Raw genomic sequence first — 25061 nt, forward strand, 5'->3', positions numbered from 1 at the left:
AGTTTTATTTCTTTTCAACATCGGTCTTCAGATGTGGCCAGGCAGCCCGAAGGTATTGAACCATCGACCACAGAGTCAGCCCTGCCGATACCATCAGCAACGCATAACCGATGAAAACCCAGAAGCTGAATACCTTGGGGTTGGCCAAGAGGATCACCAATGCAAGCATTTGTGCAGCGGTTTTCCATTTGCCCAGATTCGACACCGCCACATGGGCGCGCGCACCGAGTTCGGCCATCCACTCACGCAGCGCCGAAACGACGATCTCGCGACCGATGATGACGGCTGCCGGCAGTGTTAGCCACAAGTTGCCGTGTTCTTGCACCAGCAACACCAGCGAAACGGCAACCATCAATTTGTCAGCGACGGGATCCAGAAACGCACCAAACGGAGTGCTTTGCTCCAGGCGTCGCGCCAGATAACCATCCAGCCAGTCCGTTGCTGCCGCAAAGGCAAAGACCGAACTTGAGGCCAGATAACTCCACTGGTAAGGCAGATAGAACAGCAAAATGAAGATCGGAATGAGCAGGACACGGAGAACGGTAATCAGATTAGGGATATTCATCGGCACAACTGGCTACGAGGTGAATGGACATTCTACTCACTATGCAGGTTTGCATAAATCGACTCTGCTAGCTTTTTGCTGATCCCCGGTGCTTTGGCGATCTCTTCGATGCTTGCACGAGACAGCTCCTGCAATCCACCAAAATGTTTCAGCAAGTCCCTGCGACGGGTCGGACCTACGCCCGCCACGCCTTCCAGCGTTGACGTACGTCGGGTTTTGCCACGACGCGCGCGGTGCCCGGTGATTGCAAAGCGGTGAGCTTCGTCACGGATCTGTTGAATCAGGTGCAACGCCGGGGAGTCGCCACGCAATGTGAACTCATGCGCAGCATCATTCAGATACAAAGTTTCGAAACCCGCCTTGCGCGTTGCGCCTTTTGCGACCCCGAGCAGGATCAGATCCGGCACGGCCAGTTCGTTGAGCACATCACGCGCCATCGACAACTGCCCTTTGCCTCCGTCCACCAGCAGAATGTCCGGCAACTTGCCCTCCCCGTCCTTCAGTTTGCTGAAGCGCCGGGTCAGCGCCTGATGCATGGCCGCATAATCATCACCCGCCGTTACGCCTTCGATGTTGTATCGACGGTAATCCGACTTGATCGCCCCTTCCGGCCCGAAGACCACACAGGACGCAACGGTTGCCTCGCCACTGGAATGACTGATGTCGTAGCACTCCAGCCGTTGTGGCGGCTCATCCAGATTCAGTACCTCGGCCAAGGCCTCGAATCGCGCGGCAACGTGCTGACGGTTGGCCAGTCTCGCGCCCAGCGCCTGTTCGGCGTTGGTCACGGCCAGTTGCTGCCAGCGCGCCCTCGTTCCGCGAACCCGATGACTGATCGTCAGTTCGCGCCCGCGAAGTTCCTGAATCGCCTCGACCAACGTGGGAAAGTCATCATGAACAACGTTGACGATCAGTTCGCTTGGCAAATCCCGCTCAGGGCTGCTGATGAAATACTGGCCAAGAAACGCCGCCATGACTTCGGCAACGTCTTCCTCGATGCCAACCTGCGGAAAGAAGTTCTTGCTCCCCAGAACCCGACCGCCCCGCACGCTGATCAAATGCACGCAGGCACCACCAGGGTTGACGAAAGCAGCGATCACATCGATGTCGCCAGTCCCGCCTTCCATGCTCTGTTGATCCTGAACGCGGCGCAGCAATGCAATCTGGTCGCGCAGCTCTGCAGCGCGTTCGAACTCGAGATTGATTGCAGCCTCTTCCATCGCAGTCGACAGCTCATTGGTCAACGCATGGCTGCGGCCCTCGAGGAACATGACCGAGTGATGCACGTCCTCGGCGTAAACCTCTGGCTCGACCAGCCCGACACAGGGCGCCTTGCAGCGTTTGATCTGGTATTGGAGGCACGGACGGGTCCGGTTTTTGTAATAGCTGTCTTCGCACTGACGCACGAAAAACGTCTTTTGCAGAAGACTGAGGCTTTCGCGAATGGCGCCGGCACTCGGATAAGGCCCGAAGTACTTGCCCTTGGCCTTCTTCGCGCCGCGATGGATGCTGAGACGAGGGAATTGCCCGTCAGACAGAAACACATACGGATAGGACTTATCATCACGCAACAGAATGTTGTACGGCGGCCGCCACTCCTTGATCAGCGTTTGCTCAAGCAGCAGGGCTTCGGTTTCGTTGGCGGTGATGGTCGTTTCGACCTGGGCGATTCGCCCGACCAGAGCAGCGGTTTTTGGCGCCAGCCCGGTCTTGCGAAAGTAACTGGCCAGGCGCTTCTTCAGATTCTTGGCCTTGCCGACATACAACAGACGCGCATCGCTGTCGAACATGCGATAAACGCCAGGACGCCCGCTGACAGTCGACAGGAAGGCGCCGGAATCGAATGTTTCAGTCATGGTCAGAGGCTGGCATCAACCATGCCGTGACGAACTGCCAGAAGCGTCAGCTCGACATCGCTGCTGATCGAAAGCTTCTCGAAAATGCGGTAACGGTAGGTGTTTACGGTTTTTGGCGACAGGCACAATTTGTCGGAAATGATCTGCACCTTCTGACAGCCGACAATCATCAGTGCAATCTGGATTTCCCGTTCGGACAAGGCATCGAACGGAGAATCATTGGTTGGCTGAAAAGACTTGATTGCCAATTGCTGGGCAATTTGCGGGCTGATGTAACGCTGGCCGGCAAAGACCAGGCGGATGGCCTGTACCATTTCCGGCAATCCGGCGCCTTTGGTCAGGTAGCCCGCAGCGCCCGCCTGCAGCAATCGTGTAGGAAACGGATCTTCTTCGCACACGGTGACCGCGACCACCTTGATGTCCGGATGGCTGCGCAACAGTTTGCGAGTGGCCTCCAGGCCGCCGATGCCGGGCATCTTGACGTCCATCAGCACCACGTCGGGCTTCAACTCACGGGCCTTGATAAGGGATTCTTCCCCGGACTCGGCCTGGCCAACCACTTGCAGGCCATCGATATCGGCCAGCATTCGTGTAATGCCTGTACGAACGAGATCATGGTCATCGACCACTAGCACCCTAATCAAGCAGACACCTCGCGATATGGTCTTATTGGGATGCCGGACACCTTAGCAAAAACTGCCAGACAGACCTAGCGGCAAGCAACATATAAAAAGTTTCAATTCATCATTCAGGGCTTGCCGGCCGTGCGTTTCAGAGCACAGGTGTACTGAAATCGAGCTGCATCCTCAGGAAACATTCGTCCTCGCCCTGCACAACCATTCCTTTTCTGCGATACAGGTTTTGCGCCGGATTATTCTTGAACACGGTCAGACGCAATGCCGGTCTACGTTCCTGGCGCGCGATTGCAACAACCTGATCGATCGCCCAGGATCCTGCTCCTTGTCCCTGGAAACCCTCGCAGACCTGCAATTCGCGAATGTACAGCGCGCGAGCATCACGACTGAGGCTGAAATAACCGACGGGCCTGCCATCGCATTCAATCAACCAGTTCTCGCGTCCGGCCCAGGCAAGATCGAAAGCTTCGTCCTGCCACAACAGATCGTAGTTGATGTAATAGCGAAGCATGTTCCGACGGGTGATTTCTCGCGCAAACGACAGGTCATCGGGCAATGCCGGTCGCAATTGAAAGCTTGTTTGCACATCCACCACCTGCATGACTTGCCCTCCCTGATGCGACTGCGACGCTACTCGACCCTGAGCAGCTGAAAAGCCATAGTGTGTCACAGGCTCAACCGATAGAGGCCTTCTTGTACCTGCAATAGCAATTTCTGATTGCTGATGCGCATCGGGCTCTAGTAAGCTCGGCGCATTCATCGGAGACAGACCATGTTCAACGTCCTTGCACAGCTTCATGCCACCAGCGCCCAGCGCTCGGTTGCGGCTGCCTGCGTGAACAGCATCTGCGCTCCAGCCAGCTTTTATTTTGGGTATTGGTTTAGCCACTGGCGCGCCTGATACCCACACGGCGCCCACATAGACGGGTCGCCTACGAGAGAATTCTCAACCCCCGGTCGGCCTCCCGACCGGGGGTTTTGTTTTTTCAGGCCCTGAACTTTCAGCGACACACCAGACACTTGAGGAATAACCACATGAACTACGCCACTTATTACCGCTACGACAGCTTTACCGCCTGGCGATTTAGCAGCCTCCGCTCGGGACAGCCTGCCGCCTCCGATCGGTCACCCACAGGTGGCAAGCCAACACACGTAGCCAATACGGCCAACTGTCGAACACCCCAATAGGGCCGAGTCAGCGGGAAAGACCCGCGACCAGCCCAGGAAGACCGAATATGAACTCGTCCGTTTCTGCTCTGCCACTGTCCACCCTGAACCCGGCCAACGAGGCATTGACCTTGCGTCTGCCCAGTTCGCTGCAACTCAAGCAGCAATTGCCCCTGAGCAATGCCTTGAACCAGCAGGTTGCCGATCACCGTCAGGCGATTCGCGCCATACTCAACGGCGAAGACCATCGCTTGCTGGTCGTCGTCGGCCCTTGCTCCATTCACGACCCTGAATCCGCGCTCGAATACGCAGGCAAACTTGCTCGACTGGCCGATGAAGTCAGCGGCGAAATGCTCCTCGTGATGCGCGCTTACGTCGAAAAACCCCGCACCACCGTCGGCTGGAAAGGCCTGGCCTACGATCCCCATCTCGATGGCAGCGACGACATGGCCGCCGGCCTGACATTGTCACGTGAACTGATGCTGGAAATGATCCGACTCGGTCTGCCGGTTGCCACCGAACTGCTGCAACCCATGGCTGCGGGCTATTTCGACGATCTGCTCAGTTGGGTCGCCATCGGTGCGCGGACAACCGAATCACAGATCCATCGCGAGATGGCCAGCGGGCTGAGCATGCCGGTCGGCTTCAAGAACGGCACCGATGGCGGCGTATCCATTGCCGTCGACGCCATGCGCTCGGCTGCTCATCCACATCGCCATTTTGGCGTAGACAGCCAGGGCCATCCGGCAATCATTCCGACTTCGGGCAACCCGGATACCCACCTGGTCCTGCGCGGTGGCCATCAAGGGCCGAACTACGATCGCGCGAGTGTGTCCCGAATCCATACCGAACTGAGCCGACTGAAGATCCCGAGCCGGATCATGGTCGATTGCAGCCATGCCAACAGCGGCAAGGACCCTCTTCGTCAGCCGGACGTTTTCAACGATGTGCTGGAGCAGCGCCTACAGGGAGACCGTTCACTGGTCGGCATGATGATCGAATCGCATCTGTTCGAAGGGTGCCAGCCATTGAGTGAGTCGTTGCGCTACGGCGTCTCGGTAACGGATGGCTGCCTGGGCTTCGCTGCCACGGAAGGTCTGCTGCTCGATGCTGCGCAGCGTCTGCGGAAACCGTCCCTCGCCTGAATATGAAACCGGCCTTCCGGAGCATGCCTGCCCGGAAGGCCGCTTGATCAAGCCAGCACGCGCAGCAGTGCCACATCGGATACCTGACTGACATCATCCAGCCGCTCAATCGAATAGGACACTCGAACAGCCGTACCGACATGCTCGCGCCAGAAGCGATAGGGAACGATAAACACCAGGGGCTCAATCTCCATTCCGCTGGTTATTTCCCGATCATCACGATGAAAGAAGTGCTCGCCATCGCACTTGAGATAAACCAGTTCACCGACCTCCACCTGCGCATTGCTGATCACTATGCTGACGCCATCAATGGTTTCGCGTACGTTCAGCGCCCCTTCCCGTGCTTCAAGTACTTGCGGTGCGGCCAGTACGCCGCGCACCAACGGAGCAATGGCGATGTTCCTGGAGCCCGATTCGCGCAGCGCTCCGTTTTTTTGTTCGATGACATATCGGACAAGCACTTCGCTGCCTCGATGCGGGATGATGAATCGAGAATCGACACCGAACACCAGCGGCGCTCCAACAGCGAAGGACTCGACAATCAAGCTGTCCCGGAATGAAGCGTGCTCTGCAGCCCCCTGCCAGAACAACTCCACTCGATCACCCACCGACATCCCGGCATAAGGCTGGAGAGTGACAGTGGTGCCTTCATTGACGCGCGCCGGATCAAGGTGCCCGCCAACGGCATCGTCAACCGTGGGCGGCAACAGACTGTATAGAACATCCCCCACATTCAGCTGAGTCCTGACGGAGTTGACGGGCAACAACCATTTCATGCTGCTCAGCGTCCAGAACACCTCCAGCGAACCGCCATCCAGCGCAGCGATGTGAGGACTGCTGACGACAAAAACGATATCCCTCCCCAACTGAGACTCGCTGATCGATCGCGCAAACTCGTGTCGATACGGCAAACCCTCGATGTCGAGACCATGCCAGCTCAGTACCACTCTGTCACCACATGCCATTTCGGGATATGGCGCGATCCGGATGACAACTCTGTTCAACGAGGGATCAAGGACACCTCCTTCCACCGATTCGAGGGTCACCGCAGGCAATGAACCCGACGGTTCGCGCAGGCATGCGTGCCCTGATGAGCCGATCGTTGTTACGGCTAAAACATTGCCCCGTGTCGCTTCTTGCGCGCTCTGCATATTCATTCGTAGCTCCACTCCCTGGAAACGCCCTGCAGCTCACTGCTGCGTCGAAGAGCCTCTATTCAATCAGTCAGACAAGAAAAATGATGTCGTCCATCCACACCGCGTTCCGGCGGCAATCGCATCGCAACCGGTAGGCAATTACAGAACAAATACATTGGATGAGGCAAAAGACGTCCAGATATTCCGATCCGGATTCCAAACTTTGAGGATATTTCCTGCGCACACCGACCCAGTTTCCGTCTCCCGAGACAGACGCTTCATACATCGAGAGCTCCAAGACTGATTTAGAGTGGCACCCGGAAAATATCGATGAACTTCTGCGATCAAGGATGAAAAATGCAACAAGACACCACCACCCGTTACCCCATCCTCCTGGTGCACGGTTTGTTCGGATTCGAGCGTATCGGCCCATTTGAGCTGTTCCACGACGTCAGGCAGGCGTTGAAGGCCATCGGCGTGCAGGTTTTCGTACCTCACTTGTCAGCCATTCACGACAACGAAGTACGCGGCAGACAACTGCTTTGCCAGATCGACTCCGTGCTCAAGGGCACGGGTGCGGCGAAAGTCAACCTGATCGGCCATAGCCAGGGTGCACTCGCTGCTCGGTACGCGGCAGCGTTTGCCCCACACAAGGTTGCATCCGTGACATCGGTCAGCGGGCCGAATCACGGTTCGGAACTGGCGGACTTCCTGCGCAAGGCACTGGTCCCCGGAAAGCTGCCGGAAATCGTGGCGCAGAACGTCGCCACACTGTTTTCTGACTTTCTGTGCCTGCTCAGCGGGACCACGGCGCTGCCGCAACATGCATTGGCCGCATTGAATGCCCTGACGACCGAAGGCGTCGGCGACTTCAATGACAAGTACCCGCAAGGCCTGCCGCAGAGCTGGGGCGGGCAAGGTGCCGAACAGGTCAATGAGGTGCGCTACTACTCCTGGAGTGGTGTCGTGCCGTCAATAAATATGCAGAAACCCGACCCGATGCGAGACATCTGCCGGGCCCTGTCGCAGTACTTCATGACCGAACCCTTGCAAAACGATGGCTTCGTCGGGCGCTACAGTTCTCATCTGGGCACCGTGATCCGTTCCGACTATCCAGTTGATCATCTGCGCAGCCTGGGTCGAACCGCTGACAAGCACGCCGGAGCAGTCGATTCGATCCAGTTGTACGTCGAGCACGCCTTGCGCCTGCAGGCCGCCAACCTCTGAGCGCCGGCATCAGACAACTGAACGGAACTTTGCCGAGAAATCGGCCACTGAATCCGGTAGGCTCCACCCTTTACTGATTTGATTGGAGATTTCCCCCATGGCCAAAGCCACTGCCCGCCACATCCTGGTTTCCAGCGAAGACAAGTGCAACGAACTCAAGGCCCAGATCGAAGCCGGCGCCGATTTCGCTGAAGTCGCCAAAGCCAACTCCACCTGCCCGTCCAGCCGTCAGGGCGGCGACCTGGGCTCGTTCGGCCCGGGCCAGATGGTCAAGGAATTCGATACCGTAGTGTTCAGCGCACCGATCAACGTCGTGCAAGGCCCGGTCAAGACTCAGTTCGGCTATCACCTGCTGGAAGTCACCAGCCGTCAGGACTGATCCTTAGTCCCTTGCGCTGTGTAACGGCCCGCCAGATGGCGGGCCGTTGTGTTTTGGTTACACCACGCGGCTGGCGAACAGTGTCGGGCTCGCGTACAAATTGCGCTTATCGATCATCCGGCTCTAAGGCTGACAATGCGACTGGCTTTTTCCACTTTGATGTTCACTGCCGTGGCTCTGCTGATGGGCGCCGCCGGTGTGAGCGCTGCACCGCAACATGCATTGACCGTTTACGGCGAACCGGCGAAGTATCCGGCCAATTTCAGTCACTTCGACTACACCAATCCGCAAGCGCCCAAGGGCGGAACGATGCGCCGCTCGGCGATCGAGATCGGTCACTTCGACCATGTCCTGCCCTACATCGACAAGGGCATCGGCGTCACCCAGATCGACGGCCTGCTGTACTCCCCGCTGGCCCAGCGTTCTATGGACGAGCCTTACACCGTCTACGGGCTGGTGGCACAGAAGATGGAGCGCTCCGAAGACGGTCTGTCCCTGCGTTTTTTCATCAACCCCAAGGCACGTTTCGCCGACGGCAAACCGATCACCGCCGAAGACGTGCGCTACACCTACGACTTGTTGATGACCCAAGGCAGCCTGCGCTATCGCACCCAGTTCGCCGACGTCAAAGGCGTTGAGGTGGAAGCGCCACTGACCGTGCGTTTCGATTTCAAGAGCAATGAAAACCGCACGCTGCCACTGGACATCGCGACCCTCCCAGTGTTTCCCGAGCATTGGTGGAAGACCCGTGACTTCGCCGGCGGTGGCGGCTATGAACCACCGCTGGGCAGCGGCCCTTACCGGGTAGGCAAGGTCGATTCCGGGCGCAGTATCACCTTCGAGCGCAACCCCGACTGGTGGGGCAAGGACTTGCCCGTCAGCCGCGGGCTCTACAACTTCGACCACTTCAGCATCGAGTACTTCGGCGACACCGATGTCGCTCGTCAGGTATTGCGCGGCGGCGCCTACGACTACAACCGCGAATTTTCCGCTACCGGCTACTCGATCGGCTACGACAGCCCGGCCCTGAGCGACGGGCGTCTGCAGAAGGCTCATCTGGCCACCGAAGCACCGCAATCGGCGCAAGGCTTCGTGTTCAATCTGCAAAAACCGATGTTCCAGGATCGCCGCGTACGTCAGGCCCTGGCCATGCTCTGGGACTTCGAATGGAGCAACCGGCAGATGATGCGCAACATGTACATCCGCCAGCAGAGTTACTTTTCCAACAGTGCCCTCGCCGCCCGGGAACTGCCGGACGCTGCCGAACTGAAGATTCTTGAACCGTTGCGCGGGCAGATTCCCGACGAGGTATTCACCCAGGTCTTCGAGGCGCCGAAAACCGATGGCAGCGGCCTGATTCGTGACAAACAGTTGCAAGCACTGGAACTGCTGGAACAGGCCGGCTGGAAACCGGACGGAGACCAATTGGTCAACGTACAGGGCGAACCGTTGAGCTTCACCTTCCTGGTCAGCCAGAACGGCATGGACCGGCTGCTGCTGCCTTACAAGCGCACACTGAAACAGATCGGCATCAACCTCGACATCCGCCGCATCGACTCTTCGCAGTACGTCAATCGCCTGATGAGCCGCGATTACGACATGATTGTCACCGGTTACCCGGTCACCACGTCGCCCGGCGGCGAGCTGCTCAATTACTTCGGTTCCGCGTCGGCCAACGATCCCGGCGCCAACAATTACATGGTGCTGAAGAATCCGGCGGTCGACACCTTGATCAACGGCCTGATCCGCGCCTCGACCCAGGCCGACATGCTGCATTACGCCCATGCGCTGGACCGGGTGCTGCAATGGAACTACTACTGGATTCCCAACTATTACCCGCCGGGCACATCGACCGTGTGGTGGAACCGCTTCGGCATCCCCTCTGTGCAGGCGAGCAATGACGAAGCGATCGAAAGCTGGTGGGAGATCAGCAGCACACCGCTGACCAACCAGCAGATGACGGCCGAGAAAATCAGCCGTGGCAGACCCGGAGGACCGCACTGATGTGGGCTTACATACTGCGGCGTCTGCTGCTGATCATCCCGACGCTGGTGATCATTCTGCTGGTCAACTTCGTGATCATCCAGGCCGCCCCGGGTGGTCCGGTGGAACAGGCCATTGCACATCTGCAAGGGATCGGCGGCGCCAGTGTCGGCGGCGGCGCAAACGAGACCATGAGCAGCACTTCCCGCGCCAGCCGAGGCCTTGATCCGCAACTGATCAAGGACATCGAAAAACAGTACGGTTTCGACAAACCGGCCCATGAACGCCTGTGGCTGATGCTCAAGAACTACGCGCAACTGGATTTCGGCAAGAGTTTCTTCCGGGGCGCCACGGTCACCGACCTGATCCTGCAGAAAATGCCGGTGACCATTTCCCTCGGGCTGTGGGCCACGCTGATCACCTATCTGGTGTCGATCCCGCTGGGCATCCGCAAAGCCGTGCACCACGGCAGTCATTTCGATATCTGGAGCAGTACGGCGATCATCGTCGGTTATGCGATGCCGGCGTTCCTGTTCGCGATGTTTCTGATCGTGGTGTTTGCCGGCGGAACGTCACTGAACTGGTTTCCGGTGCGCGGGCTGGTCTCGGACAACTTCGAATCCCTGTCGACCCTGGGCAAGATCGCCGACTACTTCTGGCACCTTGTTCTGCCGGTGACTGCGCTGGTGATCGGCGGCTTTGCGACCTTGACCATCCTCACCAAGAACTCGTTTCTCAATGAAATCACCCGTCAGTACGTGGTCACCGCTCGCGCCAAAGGCCTGAGCGAACGCCGGGTGCTGTATGGCCATGTGTTTCGCAACGCAATGCTGCTGGTGGTCTCGGGCATCCCACAGGCCTTCATCAGTGTGTTCTTTGCCGGCTCGCTGCTGATCGAGGTGATCTTCTCCCTCGACGGCCTCGGGCGCATGAGCTACGAAGCAGCTGTCTCCCGGGACTACCCGGTGGTGTTCGGCTCGCTGTTCATCTTCACCCTGTTCGGTCTCCTGATAAAACTGATCGGCGACCTGTGCTACACGCTGGTCGATCCGCGCATCGACTTCGCCGCGAGGAATGCCTGATGCTCAAGCTCTCGCCTCTGGGCCGTCGCCGTTTCGAACGCTTCAAGAAGAACCGCCGGGGTTGGTGGTCGTTGTGGCTGTTCATTGGTCTGTTCGTGATCAGCCTCGGTGGCGAACTGATCGCCAACGACAAACCGCTGGTCGTCAGTTATCAAGGTCAGTGGTACTTCCCGGTATTCAAGCGCCATACCGAACAGGAGTTTGGCGGGCAGTTGCCGTTCCAGGCCGATTACCGCAGCGACTATGTGCAGAACCTGATCCGCAAGGACGGTGGCTGGCTGCTGTTTCCACCGATCCCGTTCAGTGACGACACACCGAACTACGACCTCAACAAACCGGCGCCAAGCCCGCCGACTTCGGTCAACTGGCTGGGCACCGACGATCAGGCGCGGGACGTGCTGGCCCGGGTGATTTTCGGTGCGCGGGTGTCGATCCTGTTCGCCTTGATGCTGACTTTCGTCAGCGCCCTGATCGGCATCGCGGCCGGCGCCCTGCAAGGCTACTACGGTGGCTGGATCGACTTGATGGGGCAGCGTCTGCTCGAAGTCTGGTCGGGGCTGCCGGTGCTGTACCTGCTGATCATTCTGTCAGGGTTCGTCGAGCCGAACTTCTGGTGGCTGCTGGGGATCATGGCGCTGTTTTCCTGGCTGGCGCTGGTGGACGTGGTGCGCGCCGAGTTCCTGCGCGGGCGTAACCTGGAATACGTCAAGGCAGCGCGGGCCCTGGGCCTGACCGACCGCAAGGTGATCTTCAGGCACATCCTGCCCAATGCAATGAATGCCACATTGAGTTACCTGCCGTTCATTCTGACCGGGGCGATATCTACGCTCACTGCGCTGGATTTCCTGGGTTTCGGCATGCCGGCGGGCAGCGCTTCCCTGGGCGAGTTGATCGGCCAGGGCAAGCAGAACCTGCAGGCACCGTGGCTGGGATTGACGGCGTTTTTCACCCTCGCGCTGATTCTGTCCTTGCTGGTATTCATTGGCGAAGCATTGCGCGATGCCTTTGACCCGCGCTCATGAACGGATCCTTGAAATGACTGACAACCTGATCGAAATCCGTGACCTCAGCGTCGCCTTCCATGGCCAGACCGTGGTGCGCAATCTGTGCCTGGACATCCGCCCCGGCGAGTGCCTGGCGCTGGTGGGCGAATCGGGCTCGGGCAAATCGGTGACGGCCCACTCGATCCTGCAACTGCTCCCCGACAGCGAAGCCACAACCACCGGCAGCATTCGCTATCGCGGCCAGGAGCTGGTCGGTGCCGATCCCAAGACCTTGCGCGACCTGCGGGGCAACCGCATCGCCATGATCTTCCAGGAGCCGATGACCTCGCTCAACCCGCTGCATACAATCGAAAAGCAGATCGGCGAGACCCTGCTTCTGCATCGAGGCATGGGTGGCAAAGAAGCGCAGAAACGCATTCTCGAACTGCTTGAACTGGTGGGCATCCAGAAGCCGAAAGAACGGTTGAAGGCTTACCCGCACCAATTGTCCGGCGGCCAGCGACAACGGGTCATGATTGCCATGGCCCTTGCCTGCGAACCGGAACTGTTGATCGCCGATGAACCCACCACGGCCCTCGACGTCACCGTGCAGCGCAAGATCCTGGTGCTGCTCAAATCCCTGCAACAACGTCTTGGCATGTCGCTGCTGCTGATCAGCCACGACCTGAATCTTGTGCGCAGCATTGCCCAGCGGGTGTGCGTGATGAAGGCCGGGAAAATCGTCGAGCAGGCACCTTGCGAAACCCTGTTCACCGAGCCGAAACACCCTTACAGCTGCGTGTTGCTCAATGCCGAACCCGAAGGCGAAGCATTGCCCCGGGACGAGCGTGAAAACGTGCTGGAAGTCGAAGACCTGCGGGTGGATTTCGTCGTTGGCGGCGGACTGTTCCAGCGCAAGCAATACCTGCGCGCCGTGGACGGTATCAGCCTGAACATCCAGCGCGGCAAGACCCTGGGCATCGTCGGCGAGTCTGGCTCGGGCAAGTCGACACTGGGTCAGGCGATCCTGAGATTGCTCGACTCCGAAGGCAGCATTCGCTTTCACGGCGAGTCTCTCGACGGCCTCAACCAAAAGCAACTACGACCGTGGCGCCGCCAGATGCAGGTGGTGTTTCAGGACCCGTTCGGCAGCCTCAGCCCGCGCATGTCGGTGGCGCAGATCATCAGTGAAGGGCTGGAAGTGCATTGCCAATCCACCGCTGACGAGTGCGACGACCAGGTGATCCGCGTGCTCAAGGAAGTCGGCCTCGACCCCGAAAGCCGTCATCGTTACCCCCACGAATTTTCCGGCGGCCAACGCCAACGCATCGCCATTGCCCGGGCACTGGTGCTCAAACCGGCGCTGATCCTGCTCGACGAGCCGACCTCGGCGCTGGACCGTACCGTGCAGAAACAGGTGGTCGCCCTGCTCCGCCAGCTTCAGGAAAAACACGGCCTGACGTACCTGTTCATCAGCCACGACCTGGCGGTGGTGCGGGCACTGGCCCACGACATGATCGTGATCAAAGACGGCAAGGTGGTCGAACGCGGCGCCAGCCATGACGTGTTCGACTCGCCGCAGCACCCCTATACCAAAGAGCTGTTGGCGGCGGCGCATCCGGGATAGGCATAATCGCGCCACCTGACTTCCGCCAATGGACGCCGCCATGAACACCACCGAAAGCCTCAAGGATTACCAACGGGTTCGCACCCTGGCGATCCGTTCGCTGTTCGAGATCATCGAGCAATCCAGTGAAGGCACGGTGATTGTCGACCGCGATGCGAACATCGTCTGGATGAACGAGCGCTACGCCCGGCGCTTCGGGCTCGACTCCGCCGCCGGGGCCATCGGCAAGCCCTGCGAAAGCGTGATCCCCGGAAGCTTACTGCGCGAGGTGGTGCGCACCGGGCGGCCGATACTGCTGGACATGCAGGACACCCCGAAAGAACCGCTGGTGGTGATGCGTCTGCCGATCCATGACGACGCCGGATCGGTCATCGGCGCCATCGGTTTCGCCCTGTTTGACGAATTGCGCACGCTGTCGCCGATGCTCAAACGTTACCTGAGCATGCAGGAGGAGCTGGCCTCGACCCGTTCGCTGCTGCGCGCACGCCAGACCAAATACAACTTCGCCCACTTCATCGGCACCAGCGCCGCGAGCCTGGAGGTCAAGCGTCGCGCCCGCCGCAGCGCCAGCGCCGAGTCACCGGTTCTGTTGCTGGGCGAGACCGGCAGCGGCAAGGAATTGCTGGCCCAGGCCATCCACGGCGCTTCGCCTCGGGCGCACAAGGCCTTCGTCAGCATCAACAGCGCGGCAATTCCCGAGGCGCTGCTCGAAGCCGAGTTCTTCGGCACCGCGCCCGGCGCGTTCACCGGCGCTGATCGCAAGGGCCGCACCGGCAAGTTGCAGATCGCTCAGGGCGGGACACTGTTTCTCGATGAGATCGGCGACATGCCGTTGCCATTGCAAAGCAAATTGCTGCGGGTATTGCAGGAAAAAGAATTCGAGCCTGTAGGCTCCAACGACGTGATCCAGAGCGATGTGCGGGTGATTGCCGCGACCTCGACGGATCTGGAAGCAGCAATCAAGCGCGGCGAGTTCCGCGCGGATTTGTACTACCGTCTCAACGTGCTACCGATTCAGGTGCCGCCGCTGCGTGAACGGCTGGACGACCTGCCGGCCCTCAGTGAGGCGATTCTTGAAGAGCTGCGCAGTCAGCACGAACTCAATCGCGAAGCGCTGGAATTACTGGGGCAGCATGCCTGGCCGGGGAACATTCGCGAGTTGCGCAATGTACTGGAGCGCGCCGCGTTGCTCAGTGATGACTTGATGCTGACGGCGAACGACATTCGAGCGGCGATTGGCACGTTTACACCGGTTGAACGAACGCTGGCACCGCTGTCAGAGCCGGCAACCAACGAGACCTTCAGTCAGGCTCGCGAGCGGTTTGACCGGCAACTGATTCAATCCACCCTCGCGCAATGCAGGGGCAAGGTGACTGAGGCCGCGCAGCGGCTGGGACTGGGGCGGTCGACGCTTTATAAAAAAATGCTTGCGCTCGGAATCGCAGAGTCTCAATAAAGAGACACAGTTCTCTAAGTCTGGACTACATCAAAAGCTTCGCGGGCAAGCCTGCTCCTACGGGGGAAAGCGTTCAACTGCGGGGGTGGGCTTGCCCGCGAAAGCTCCCTCACAGCCAGAGAAGTCTCAAAATAGAGACAAAATCTCGAAAGCCGCCTCCAAAAATCAAACTAATTCCTTTTATTTCAACAAGTTAACCTTCTGGCACAGTTCTCGCTATAGCCCCTCTCACACCCGTTCCACCCACAAAAATAACAATCGAAGGAGCACACCATGAGTGTGATCATCGCCTTGGCAGCCCTCGCGCTGCTGATGCTCGCGGCCTACCGTGGCTACAGCGTTATCCTTTTTGCCCCGATCGCCGCCCTCGGCGCCGTCCTGCTCACCGACCCGTCTGCCGTCGCCCCTGCCTTCACCGGGGTGTTCATGGAGAAGATGGTCGGTTTCATCAAACTTTACTTTCCCGTGTTCCTGCTCGGCGCCGTGTTCGGCAAGCTGATCGAGCTGTCGGGCTTCTCGCGTTCGATTGTCGCAGCCGCCATCCGCTTACTCGGCACCCGTCAGGCAATGCTGGTGATCGTGCTGGTCTGCGCCCTGCTCACCTACGGCGGCGTTTCGCTGTTCGTCGTGGTGTTCGCGGTCTACCCGTTCGCAGCGGAAATGTTCCGCCAGAGCAACATCCCCAAGCGCCTGATCCCGGCGACCATCGCCCTCGGCGCGTTCTCGTTCACCATGGACGCCCTGCCCGGCACTCCACAGATCCAGAAAATAATCCCCAGCACCTTCTTTAATACCACCGCTTGGGCGGCGCCGTGGCTGGGTGTGATCGGGACGATTTTCGTGTTCTGCGCCGGCATGCTGTTCTTGCAGCGCCAACGCAACAAGGCTCAACACGCCGGCGAAGGCTACGGTACCGAACTGCGCAACGAACCGGAAACCGCCGAAGACCTGAAACTGCCCAACCCGTGGATCGCCCTGTCGCCGTTGCTGGCGGTGGGCATCATGAACCTGCTGTTCACCCAATGGATTCCGCAGTGGTACGGCAAGACCCACAGCCTCGCGCTGCCGGGCATGGCTGCGCCCGTCACCACCGAAATTGCCAAACTCACGGCGATCTGGGCGGTGCAGGCAGCCCTGTTGGTCGGCATCCTGATGGTCCTGGCATTCGGTTTCAAAGCGATCAAAAGCAAGCTCGCCGAGGGCAGCAAAAGCGCCGTCAGCGGTGCGTTGCTGGCGGCGATGAACACTGCGTCTGAATATGGTTTCGGTGCGGTCATCGCTTCATTGCCGGGGTTTCTGATGCTGGCCGACTGGCTCAAGAGCATTCCCAATCCGCTGGTCAACGAAGCGATCACCGTGACCCTGCTGGCCGGCATCACCGGCTCCGCGTCGGGTGGCATGAGCATCGCCCTGGCGGCGATGTCCGAACAGTTCATCAGCGCCGCCCACGCCGCCAACATTCCGCTGGAAGTGCTGCACCGCGTGGCCGCGATGGCCAGTGGCGGCATGGACACCTTGCCGCACAACGGCGCGGTGATCACGTTGCTGGCGGTCACTGGCCTGACCCACCGTGAGGCCTACAAAGACATTTTCTGTATTACGCTGATCAAGACCCTGGCGGTTTTCGTGGTAATCGGCACTTTCTACGCCACTGGCATTGTGTGAGGTATTCATGACGACTCTTACTGGCAAGACCGCACTGGTCACCGGCTCCACCAGCGGCATCGGGCTGGGCATTGCGCTCACGCTGGCCAAGGCTGGCGCCAACCTGATCCTCAACGGCTTTGGCGATGCCTCGAAGGTAATCGCCGAAGTCGAACAGTTCGGCGGCAAGGTCGGCCATCACCCGGCGGACGTCAGCAGCCCTGAGCAGATCGCCGACATGATCGCCTACGCCGAGCGCGAGTTCGGCGGCGTGGACATTCTGGTCAACAACGCCGGCATCCAGCACGTCGCGGCGGTGGAAGAGTTTCCGGTGGAGCGCTGGGATTCGATCATCGCGATCAACCTGTCGTCGGTGTTTCACAGCACCCGCCTGAGTTTGCCGGGCATGCGCGCCAAGGGCTGGGGCCGGATCGTCAACATCGCCTCGGTGCACGGCCTGGTCGGTTCCACCGGCAAAGCCGCCTATGTCGCGGCCAAGCATGGTGTGATCGGCCTGACCAAAGTGGTCGGCCTGGAAACCGCCGCCAGCAACGTCACCTGCAATGCGATTTGTCCGGGCTGGGTGCTGACGCCGCTGGTGCAGAAGCAGATCGACGATCGCGCGGCCAAGGGTGTCGACCCGCAACAGGCGCAACACGATCTGCTGGCCGAGAAACAGCCGTCGCTGGAGTTCGTCACCCCTGCGCACCTCGGTGAACTGGTGTTGTTCCTGTGCAGCGAGGCCGGCAGTCAGGTGCGCGGAGCGGCGTGGAATATCGATGGCGGGTGGCTCGCGCAGTAAGCTCTGCCCTTGTGGGAGCCAGCCCGCTGGCGATAGCGGATCATCATTTGGCTGATCGACCTCAATCGCCAGCAGGCTGGCTCCCACAGGTCATGTGAACAACAAAAACAAGAGGCAAACCATGTCCGACATCCTCTGGCAGCCCGATGCCAAACGCATTGCCCGGTCCCGCATGGACGGCTTTCGGCGCTTCATCATTCAGCGTCACCAGGTGCACCTCGACGACTACCCTGCCCTGCACCAATGGTCCATCGACCAACGCGAAGCGTTCTGGCAGGCGATCGTGGATTTCTTCGGCATCAGTTTTCACACCCAGCCCGACGCGGTTCTGCGCGAAGGCTTGAAGATGCCCGGTGCCGAATGGTTTCCCGGCGCTACGTTGAACTTCGCCGAACACCTGCTGAGTCGACGGGACGATGCCATCGCCGTGATCGCCATCGGCGAAAACGGCCAACGTGAATTGTTGACCTGGGCCGAACTGGCCCGGCAAGTCGCCGGGTTCCAGGCCAGCCTGCAAGCGGCCGGCGTCGTACTCGGCGACCGGGTTGCCGCGTGCATGCCCAACACCTGGCAAACCCTGGTGGCGATGCTCGCGACCACCAGTCTCGGGGCGATATGGTCCTGTTCCTCGCCGGACTTCGGCACCCACGGTGTGATCGACCGTTTTGGCCAGATCGAACCGAAAGTGCTGATCACCTGTGCCGGTTACCGCTACGCCGGCAAAGAGATCGACCAGACCGTAAAGATCAACGAAATCCTCGAACAGCTGCCGACCTTGCAACAGCTGATCATCGTGCCGTACGCACGCCCTCACGCCCATGCCAAGGATTACCGGACACCCGCCAACGTCACGCTGTGGGACGACTTCTACGAACCGGGCGATGAGCCGCAATTCGTCCCTGTGCCCTTCGACCATCCGCTGTACGTGCTGTATTCCAGCGGCACCACCGGCGTGCCGAAGTGCATCGTTCACAGCACCGGCGGCGTGTTGCTGCAACACGTCAAGGAGCACGGTTTGCATGTGGATCTGGGCCCCGGTGATCGACTGTTCTACTACACCACCTGCGGCTGGATGATGTGGAACTGGCTGGTGTCGGCGCTGGCGGTCGGCAGCGCGGTGGTGCTGTATGACGGTTCACCGTTTTTTCCGGACAACCAGCGATTGCTGGAGCTGCTCGACGACGAGCAGGTCAGCGTGTTCGGCACCAGCCCGAAATTCCTCGCAACCCTGGAAAGCAGCGGCATCAAGCCCCGTGAAAGCCACGACCTGAGCCACCTGAAAACCCTGCTCTGCACCGGTTCCGCGCTTTCGCCGCAGAGTTATGACTTCGTCTATCGCGACTTCAAACCGGACGTTTGCCTGTCCTCGATGTCCGGCGGTACGGACATCGTGTCCTGCTTCGTCAACGGCAACCCGATGTCAGCCGTACGCCGGGGCGAAATCATGGGCAAGAGCCTGGCCATGGCGGTCGAAGTGTGGAACGACGCCGGGCAACCGGTGATCGGTGAGAAAGGTGAACTGGTGTGTACCCGGCCATTTCCGGCGATGCCGATTGGACTGTGGAATGATCCGGACGGCGAGAAACTGCGCAAATCCTATTTCAGCCAGTTCCCCGGCGTCTGGGCCCAGGGTGACTACGCCGAACAATTGCCCCACGGCGGGATGCTGATTCACGGCCGCTCCGACGCAGTGCTCAACCCCGGTGGCGTGCGCATCGGTACGGCGGAAATCTACCGTCAGGTGGAAAAACTCCCCGAGGTGCTGGACAGCGTTGCCATCGGCCAGCAATGGCAGGACGACGTGCGCGTCGTACTGTTCGTGCGCCTCAAGGAAGGCGTAACGCTGGATGACACGCTGCAACAGCAGATCCGTCAGGTGATCCGTGCGAACACCACACCGCGCCATGTACCGGCGAAGATTGTTGCGGTCACGGACATTCCACGCACGCTTAGTGGCAAAGTGGTGGAACTGGCCGTGCGTAATGTAGTGCACGGCCAGCCAGTCAAAAACACTGATGCATTGGCCAATCCCGAAGCGCTGGAACAGTTTCGGGATCGACCAGAGCTGAAGATTGACTCACCCTGACTGATGTCTGGTCAGAGAACGCCTTTCCTATCGGTCAAAATCCAGCAGGACCTCACCGGTTATCCTCTCGCCGTTGCTGGCAGTCACGGCTTCCTGCATGGTTTGCACATTGCGACGGAATCGCCAACTCTGATCCCCCGAAGCCTGATCCAGCAGCAAGGACATCACCACATAGGTATCAGCGTTTTCAATGGTCCGGGTCTTGTCGAAGAGACCGGACTGCACTTCACTGGCGGAGGACTTGAAACTGTCTCCGTTCCATACCGCAACGGGTTTACCCTCAACTTTCGTCACTGACGCAACCGGCAACTGACCCTGCGCCAGATTCAACAACGGTGTGACGTCCAACTGATAGAGTTCGCCGGAACGGATATCTGGTCTGGATGCGAGGGCCACAGGCTTGGCGGTCGGTGTGACATGAAACAGCTTATGAATGAGATCTCCGGCGATGACACTGAAGCTGGACTTTTCGTTATGAAAGTGCTCCTGGATGTTCTCACCGTAAACTTTCAGGAACACATGACTATTGGCCGGCTGCCCTTTCGATTCCTTCCATGCTTTATAGGTCTCGGTGTCTATGATCATCGTATGTCGATCATGCTGTACGGCCTCCAACAGGCAATTGCCGAACGAAAATCCGTGGAAATCCGTTTTTATTAATTTGAGAAACGTCAACATGTTGTCTCGCCCTTTTTCGGAGCTTCCAAACAAGAGACCGATCGCAAGATCGGTGTTCAGGCGATCGACAGACTTGACCAGGGCACCCAAAGCGCCGTCAATCTTTACGCCTGCCTGAGACATGGCCCGCTGAACGATATGGCCGGTGTAATGATCCGGTAGCATCTGTCTGAGTTTTAATGGCCGTAATGCGTCACCGAACTTGAAATTTTCCAGACTCGGTCCCCAGGGACGGCCGAAACGGTTAGTGGCAAACCACTTGGTTCCTTGTTGAGTTACACATACATCCAACAGCTTGGTCGAACCTGAAGGTTTCCACGTTCCTTGGCAGAGCCGTGCGTAATCATTGGCTTTCATCAGATCCACGGACCTGGCGCGCCCTATCAACCGACGCAGCTGGAGTCGCGCCGATGTTAACGCGTGCACCCCGCTGCGGCCTAGTTGCGCACCTCCGCGAGCAAGCAATTTCCCGCCGGTTTTGGACATCGCTCCAAAACCGTCCAGTGGATTGAACACAGAGATAGTCGTGGTCAGGGCAAACTTGGCCAGAGTCGCGACTTTCGCCGTGGTCGATATCGATTTGGCCATTACGCCCATGATTTTGCTGGCAACACCGACAACTGTTCCGATTAACCCGATGGCATCCATGACACAACCGAACACACCGGAACCAACGCGGTCCTTGTCACCGGATGCAAGGTCGGCAATACAACTTCTGAAGGGAATAACCAGATTGAGAATGTACTCATTGATCCTTTCGGTTCGTTGCCGCACTTCCTCCAGCGACGTGGGTTTCAACGCCACAGCCTCGATATCCTTGTAAGTTGCTGGAGGATGATGATCCAGAACAAAAGCCACAAGCTCGTTCATATGTTCGTCATTAAAAGCTTGATAAGCAGTGCCGTCGAAGTCTTTGATACGGGCTCTTTTAGGCACGACCCCCAACTTCTCGATAACTCCCTTGCTGGAAGCATTTTCGGAGTACTTTCGGCCTTCGGTATAACAACCCAAGTCTGACGGCAATGTTACAACGGCTGCTGCCGCTATCTTTTCTTTCGGGTCGCCATCAAAGTCCACTCGTGCGCTTCTGTTCATTGCAAAGGAAGCCAAAACGGCGAACCGGTCATTTCGACGGCACTCTGCCTGCAAAGTAAGCAGTTCGTAACACAGTAACTCTCCGTTCTCGCGCTGCGCACATATCACCACCCCATAACGCCCTCTAGAAGCGTCGATGGTTTCCTGCGTTTCAACCAGTCGTGTTTTCAACGGCGAAGAGGCGCCAGCAAAGCCGCCATCGGTAGAGGTCGTCTCGGTGAAATAGACGGCAACTGAAGGACGCAGAGTAAAAACGCTGATGTCGCTATTCAGAAACACCTGTCGATCGGCAGAGGGCATCCGCGAAACTGCCAGTTTCAGCAAGGTTCCCTGCGCGTCTTTGAGAGCGGCATACCATTTCTTGGTTTTGGTGATAACAAATGGCTTGATCGATGGCAGTGCATACAACGGGGCACCGAATTGTCTGAATATGCTCGAGCCGTCCTTAACGTCCCAACGATTGAGTTGCAATTCTCCGGATGCATACACTTCTACCATCGACCTGGCCACGGGCTGGGTGTTCTCCCTCAGGCCATCGGGCGTAAAGTCCAGATGGGAGTTCAGGAGCTTGCTCGCATTGTTTTCATAAAGAACATTCTGTTCGAGAAAATCACAAGTGGGGAGAGCTGCTTTCAACAATTCCAATGCAATTATCTGTTTGTCGGGTAACGGCTTGGCGAGGTCGTTGACCGCCCGGGATAGCAGATTCGTATGGACCTCATATCGGGCTAACAACAAGTCCAGCGCTTCCCTGGCATTCGACTCCAATTTTTCATGGGTCACAATACCGTTGACAAGCCCCCAGTCCAGTATGGGATCAACGAGTGCGACAGATTGCAACTCACGCAAGTTCTGACTACAGGGTTCGATAGCGGACGCATTCTGGACTGCACTGGCATCCATCAGGCGAACACTCCCCGGCAATTTCAACTCAAGGGTTGCCACCGTAGCGCAAAAATTGATCCAGGCGATCGAGCCGATTGTCATCTCCTCGCCGATATTGCTCACAAGGAACTCAGGTGCCTGCTCCGCCAGCATGATATAGGCCGCCATGGCGGATGTTTCAGGCGCGACCGAGCGTGCCGCCACAAGGTGACTTTCGAAATCCTTCAGGATTACGTCCGGATGAAGATCGGCATTGGATACCTGATACAAGTCATACCCGCAAACAACATTACGCCGCTGGTTTGCGTCAGCGACATCCAGATCGAGAATAACAGCGGTCACCATTAACTGACTCAAATCCTGAGACGTGACCGACTCTCCTTCCTTCGTACCATACCAGCCCAGCAATTGATTTAGACGCGATGCCAGACTCTGAACTTTTTCGTGAGCCAGAATCGAACGAATCGTTCGTGCAATACTTCTTTTGTCACTTATCAGGGAGACTCCAGCCTCCTCGGAGATCTTGTTCAGCAAACGCACACCGTCAGGTATCAAAGTGGCCGTGTGTGTTTTGATTCGATTTTTCTCTTCGGCAGTGAGTACTACAGACAGTTCATCCTCACCGCGTATTTGCCCCCAGTAATTGCCAAGCGGTTCGGCGGCGGGTATTACAAGGTTCAAATGTTCAATAAGCTTTTTACATCCGCCCACGGTATTAGGTACATCGAGCTCATTAAACTTCAACCACTGAGCCAGGCTACCCTCATGACTGTCCCATACCAACCCTCCTGTCTTAATGGCGCATTGGGCCAAAAGCGCAATCTGTTTCTGCTCGTCCGGCTGTTGGCTGCGGAGAGGCAAGAAGGGCAGCAGACCACCGTCACTGAAGACCAACAACTTCGCATCTTCCGTTACCGCACAGCCTTCGTACGACTCGATGCCGAGCGACGAAATTTTTTCAATTACAAATGGCTGTATCTGGAAGTCTTGGACCAGTTTGACCAGCGGGCTGTGCAGACTGTAAAGCGTCGAGCCCTCGACCATGTCGAAGTACTCATTCAAGAGATCAACTTGCATCGAGTCGACATTGCCATATTTTTCTAAAATCTGACTCAGATGCCATACGACAGAATTCTTTTCCACCTCGTCTGCAGCGCGTTGCTTCATATCAGCTTCCGCAGTTACCACAGACAACTTTTCCAACTCACCTATCATTTCGAACAATCCTAAAAGACAACCTACAATATAAGTAAACAGCCCACACAGATTCAGGCATGCATTACTTAATATCCATCACAAGGATGTCAGTTGCTTTTTCCAAACCATTCAAAAAAATACAAAACAAGCCACTCGACACTTTTCAATACAACATCACGGCATCTGAACAGCCGAAGATCATTAAAAACAAGAGAAAGTTTGCAGTTGCACCAGCTCAATCCATTAATCCCCAGTTTCCTGGCAAGTTTTCATCCTCGACTTTCCCTCCCGCTCGCAACTTCAAGGCCAGACGCAAGTTATTGATGGAATCCGCATGTTTCAGAGCCTCCTCTTCATCGATAGCCCCCTCAATTACCAGTTGGTATATCGCCTTATCGAAGGTCAGCATTCCCTGTTCTTCGGATTTTTCCATGATGCCTTTCAGCTCTCCCAATTCGTTGCGCCTGATCAAATCGGCAATGGTCGCGGATCCCAGCATCACCTCCACAGCCGCCCGGCGCTGTCCGTCGATTGTTCGAACCAACCTCTGCGAGACTAAAGCCTTGAGGTGATTGCCGAGCGAATGCAGGAGTTGCGGCCGGCGCTCCTCGGAAAAGAAATTGATGATCCGGTCCAGCGCCTGATTGGCGTTGTTGGCGTGCAACGTCGACAACACCAGATGCCCGGTTTCGGCAAACGACAGCGCATGCTCCATGGTTTCACGGTCGCGAATTTCGCCGATCAGTACGACGTCTGGAGCCTGGCGCAAGGTGTTCTTCAGTGCAGCATGAAAACTGCGGGTGTCGACCCCGACCTCACGCTGATTGATGATCGACTTCTTGTGGCGATGGATATACTCGATCGGGTCTTCGATCGTGACGATGTGCCCGCTGCTGTGCCGATTACGATGGTCGATCAGTGCGGCCAGCGAAGTGGATTTACCCGAGTCGGTAGCGCCGACGAACAGGATCAGCCCCTGTTTGAGCATCACCGTTTCCAGCAACACGGGGGGTAACTTGAGATCCTCGAAGCGCGGAATGTCGAGTTTGACGTTACGAATCACGATCGACACGTCATTGCGTTGTTTGAAGATGTTGACCCGAAAGCGACCGATCCCGGTGCGGGAAATCGCCAGATTCATTTCCAGATCCCGGTCGAACTCCCGGCGCTGCTCAGCGTCCATCAGGGACGCGGCAACAGTCGCCACCTCGCCGGGTTTGAACGGCTGATCGCTCAAAGGCGTCAGCACCCCTTCGAACCGCGCACAGGGCGGCGCGCCGGTGGACAGGAACAGATCCGAACCATGACGGCTCGCCAGTTGTTTGAGCAATGCGTCAATTTCCATGGCCAAATCACCTGCGAAGCTTTCAATGAACCAAAGACCGTGCGTCGTGACGCGACGGGCCTTTCAGCGTCTACCGCACTAGGATAGT

Annotated in this window: 18 protein-coding genes; 11 read left to right on the plus strand and 7 right to left on the minus strand. The window is 57.9% G+C overall.

All coding sequences use genetic code 11. The features are described 5' to 3' along the window. Positions 1 to 4: 4 nt before the first annotated feature. The 4 genes from pgsA to DXT77_RS15905 form a co-directional block, all read right to left on the minus strand. Positions 5 to 565, minus strand: a complete 561-nt coding sequence (gene pgsA / locus DXT77_RS15890; RefSeq protein WP_119428338.1) for a CDP-diacylglycerol--glycerol-3-phosphate 3-phosphatidyltransferase — start codon at positions 563 to 565, stop codon at positions 5 to 7. 32 nt (positions 566 to 597) lie between these two features. Continuing rightward, positions 598 to 2421 carry an excinuclease ABC subunit UvrC gene (uvrC, locus tag DXT77_RS15895; RefSeq protein ID WP_119428339.1) on the minus strand — a complete coding sequence of 608 codons (1824 nt, stop codon included), beginning with the start codon at positions 2419 to 2421 and terminating at the stop codon, positions 598 to 600. A 2-nt stretch (positions 2422 to 2423) separates the two neighbouring features. After that, positions 2424 to 3065 carry a UvrY/SirA/GacA family response regulator transcription factor gene (gene uvrY / locus DXT77_RS15900; RefSeq protein WP_032829778.1) on the minus strand — a complete coding sequence of 214 codons (642 nt, stop codon included), beginning with the start codon at positions 3063 to 3065 and terminating at the stop codon, positions 2424 to 2426. Positions 3066 to 3192: 127 nt separating this feature from the next. Next, positions 3193 to 3657, minus strand: a complete 465-nt coding sequence (locus DXT77_RS15905; protein WP_119428340.1) for a GNAT family N-acetyltransferase — start codon at positions 3655 to 3657, stop codon at positions 3193 to 3195. Between the two features lie 634 nt (positions 3658 to 4291). Here DXT77_RS15905 and DXT77_RS15910 point away from each other — a divergent pair. Further along, the gene (locus DXT77_RS15910) at positions 4292 to 5368 is read left to right on the plus strand and encodes a 3-deoxy-7-phosphoheptulonate synthase (protein WP_119428341.1); all 1077 of its coding nucleotides are present in this window, start codon (positions 4292 to 4294) and stop codon (positions 5366 to 5368) included. Between the two features lie 47 nt (positions 5369 to 5415). Here DXT77_RS15910 and DXT77_RS15915 read toward each other — a convergent pair whose 3' ends face one another. Then, positions 5416 to 6525, minus strand: a complete 1110-nt coding sequence (locus DXT77_RS15915) for a hypothetical protein (RefSeq protein WP_256662956.1) — start codon at positions 6523 to 6525, stop codon at positions 5416 to 5418. Positions 6526 to 6861: 336 nt separating this feature from the next. On the opposite strand from DXT77_RS15915, the gene DXT77_RS15920 reads away from it, so the two are divergent. From DXT77_RS15920 to DXT77_RS15965, 10 genes are all read left to right on the plus strand, one after another. After that, entirely contained in the window at positions 6862 to 7731 is an 870-nt protein-coding gene (locus tag DXT77_RS15920) for a triacylglycerol lipase (protein ID WP_119428342.1), read from the plus strand. 97 nt (positions 7732 to 7828) lie between these two features. Next, positions 7829 to 8110, plus strand: a complete 282-nt coding sequence (locus tag DXT77_RS15925) for a peptidylprolyl isomerase (RefSeq protein ID WP_041478733.1) — start codon at positions 7829 to 7831, stop codon at positions 8108 to 8110. Positions 8111 to 8245: 135 nt separating this feature from the next. Then, complete coding sequence (locus DXT77_RS15930) at positions 8246 to 10114, plus strand: extracellular solute-binding protein (protein ID WP_119428343.1); 1869 nt, start codon at positions 8246 to 8248, stop codon at positions 10112 to 10114. Beyond that, positions 10114 to 11175: a microcin C ABC transporter permease YejB gene (locus tag DXT77_RS15935; RefSeq protein ID WP_119428344.1), complete on the plus strand. Its 1062-nt coding sequence runs from the start codon at positions 10114 to 10116 to the stop codon at positions 11173 to 11175. Before DXT77_RS15930 ends, DXT77_RS15935 begins: the two co-directional genes overlap by 1 nt. Continuing rightward, on the plus strand, positions 11175 to 12197 hold the full coding sequence (locus DXT77_RS15940; RefSeq protein ID WP_119428345.1) for an ABC transporter permease: 1023 nt from the start codon (positions 11175 to 11177) through the stop codon (positions 12195 to 12197). The genes DXT77_RS15935 and DXT77_RS15940 overlap by 1 nt, the downstream gene beginning before the upstream one ends. 13 nt (positions 12198 to 12210) lie before the next feature. After that, complete coding sequence (locus DXT77_RS15945; protein WP_119428346.1) at positions 12211 to 13785, plus strand: ABC transporter ATP-binding protein; 1575 nt, start codon at positions 12211 to 12213, stop codon at positions 13783 to 13785. 40 nt (positions 13786 to 13825) lie between these two features. Next, positions 13826 to 15241, plus strand: coding sequence for a sigma-54-dependent Fis family transcriptional regulator (locus tag DXT77_RS15950; protein WP_119428347.1), 1416 nt, complete (start codon positions 13826 to 13828; stop codon positions 15239 to 15241). A 273-nt stretch (positions 15242 to 15514) separates the two neighbouring features. Then, complete coding sequence (locus tag DXT77_RS15955; RefSeq protein ID WP_119428348.1) at positions 15515 to 16906, plus strand: GntP family permease; 1392 nt, start codon at positions 15515 to 15517, stop codon at positions 16904 to 16906. A gap of 7 nt (positions 16907 to 16913) precedes the next feature. Beyond that, positions 16914 to 17687, plus strand: a complete 774-nt coding sequence (gene hbdH, locus DXT77_RS15960; RefSeq protein ID WP_119428349.1) for a 3-hydroxybutyrate dehydrogenase — start codon at positions 16914 to 16916, stop codon at positions 17685 to 17687. A gap of 121 nt (positions 17688 to 17808) precedes the next feature. Next, positions 17809 to 19773 (plus strand): acetoacetate--CoA ligase, encoded by a 1965-nt coding sequence (locus tag DXT77_RS15965; protein WP_119428350.1) that lies wholly within the window; start codon positions 17809 to 17811, stop codon positions 19771 to 19773. Between the two features lie 27 nt (positions 19774 to 19800). Here the strand turns inward: DXT77_RS15965 and DXT77_RS15970 are convergent, their stop codons facing one another. Together DXT77_RS15970 and DXT77_RS15975 are read right to left on the minus strand one after the other, a co-directional pair. Continuing rightward, the gene (locus DXT77_RS15970) at positions 19801 to 23598 is read right to left on the minus strand and encodes a hypothetical protein (RefSeq protein WP_147407008.1); all 3798 of its coding nucleotides are present in this window, start codon (positions 23596 to 23598) and stop codon (positions 19801 to 19803) included. Between the two features lie 265 nt (positions 23599 to 23863). After that, positions 23864 to 24973 carry a PilT/PilU family type 4a pilus ATPase gene (locus DXT77_RS15975; protein ID WP_119428352.1) on the minus strand — a complete coding sequence of 370 codons (1110 nt, stop codon included), beginning with the start codon at positions 24971 to 24973 and terminating at the stop codon, positions 23864 to 23866. Positions 24974 to 25061: the final 88 nt, after the last annotated feature.

The organism is Pseudomonas sp. 91RF (assembly GCF_003576265.1).
Taxonomy (GTDB): domain Bacteria; phylum Pseudomonadota; class Gammaproteobacteria; order Pseudomonadales; family Pseudomonadaceae; genus Aquipseudomonas; species Aquipseudomonas kribbensis.

What these genes read in the sequence shown, in the direction of transcription:
- DXT77_RS15950 (WP_119428347.1), top strand. Translation starts at nt 13,826, where the DNA reads ATGAACACCACCGAAAGCCTCAAGGATTACCAACGGGTTCGCACCCTG.
- DXT77_RS15975 (WP_119428352.1), bottom strand. Translation starts at nt 24,973, where the DNA reads ATGGAAATTGACGCATTGCTCAAACAACTGGCGAGCCGTCATGGTTCG.
- DXT77_RS15920 (WP_119428342.1), top strand. Translation starts at nt 6,862, where the DNA reads ATGCAACAAGACACCACCACCCGTTACCCCATCCTCCTGGTGCACGGT.
- DXT77_RS15910 (WP_119428341.1), top strand. Translation starts at nt 4,292, where the DNA reads ATGAACTCGTCCGTTTCTGCTCTGCCACTGTCCACCCTGAACCCGGCC.
- DXT77_RS15930 (WP_119428343.1), top strand. Translation starts at nt 8,246, where the DNA reads ATGCGACTGGCTTTTTCCACTTTGATGTTCACTGCCGTGGCTCTGCTG.
- DXT77_RS15945 (WP_119428346.1), top strand. Translation starts at nt 12,211, where the DNA reads ATGACTGACAACCTGATCGAAATCCGTGACCTCAGCGTCGCCTTCCAT.
- DXT77_RS15905 (WP_119428340.1), bottom strand. Translation starts at nt 3,657, where the DNA reads ATGCAGGTGGTGGATGTGCAAACAAGCTTTCAATTGCGACCGGCATTG.
- hbdH (WP_119428349.1), top strand. Translation starts at nt 16,914, where the DNA reads ATGACGACTCTTACTGGCAAGACCGCACTGGTCACCGGCTCCACCAGC.
- pgsA (WP_119428338.1), bottom strand. Translation starts at nt 565, where the DNA reads ATGAATATCCCTAATCTGATTACCGTTCTCCGTGTCCTGCTCATTCCG.
- DXT77_RS15965 (WP_119428350.1), top strand. Translation starts at nt 17,809, where the DNA reads ATGTCCGACATCCTCTGGCAGCCCGATGCCAAACGCATTGCCCGGTCC.
- DXT77_RS15925 (WP_041478733.1), top strand. Translation starts at nt 7,829, where the DNA reads ATGGCCAAAGCCACTGCCCGCCACATCCTGGTTTCCAGCGAAGACAAG.
- DXT77_RS15935 (WP_119428344.1), top strand. Translation starts at nt 10,114, where the DNA reads ATGTGGGCTTACATACTGCGGCGTCTGCTGCTGATCATCCCGACGCTG.
- DXT77_RS15955 (WP_119428348.1), top strand. Translation starts at nt 15,515, where the DNA reads ATGAGTGTGATCATCGCCTTGGCAGCCCTCGCGCTGCTGATGCTCGCG.
- DXT77_RS15970 (WP_147407008.1), bottom strand. Translation starts at nt 23,598, where the DNA reads ATGAAGCAACGCGCTGCAGACGAGGTGGAAAAGAATTCTGTCGTATGG.
- DXT77_RS15940 (WP_119428345.1), top strand. Translation starts at nt 11,175, where the DNA reads ATGCTCAAGCTCTCGCCTCTGGGCCGTCGCCGTTTCGAACGCTTCAAG.
- DXT77_RS15915 (WP_256662956.1), bottom strand. Translation starts at nt 6,525, where the DNA reads ATGAATATGCAGAGCGCGCAAGAAGCGACACGGGGCAATGTTTTAGCC.
- uvrC (WP_119428339.1), bottom strand. Translation starts at nt 2,421, where the DNA reads ATGACTGAAACATTCGATTCCGGCGCCTTCCTGTCGACTGTCAGCGGG.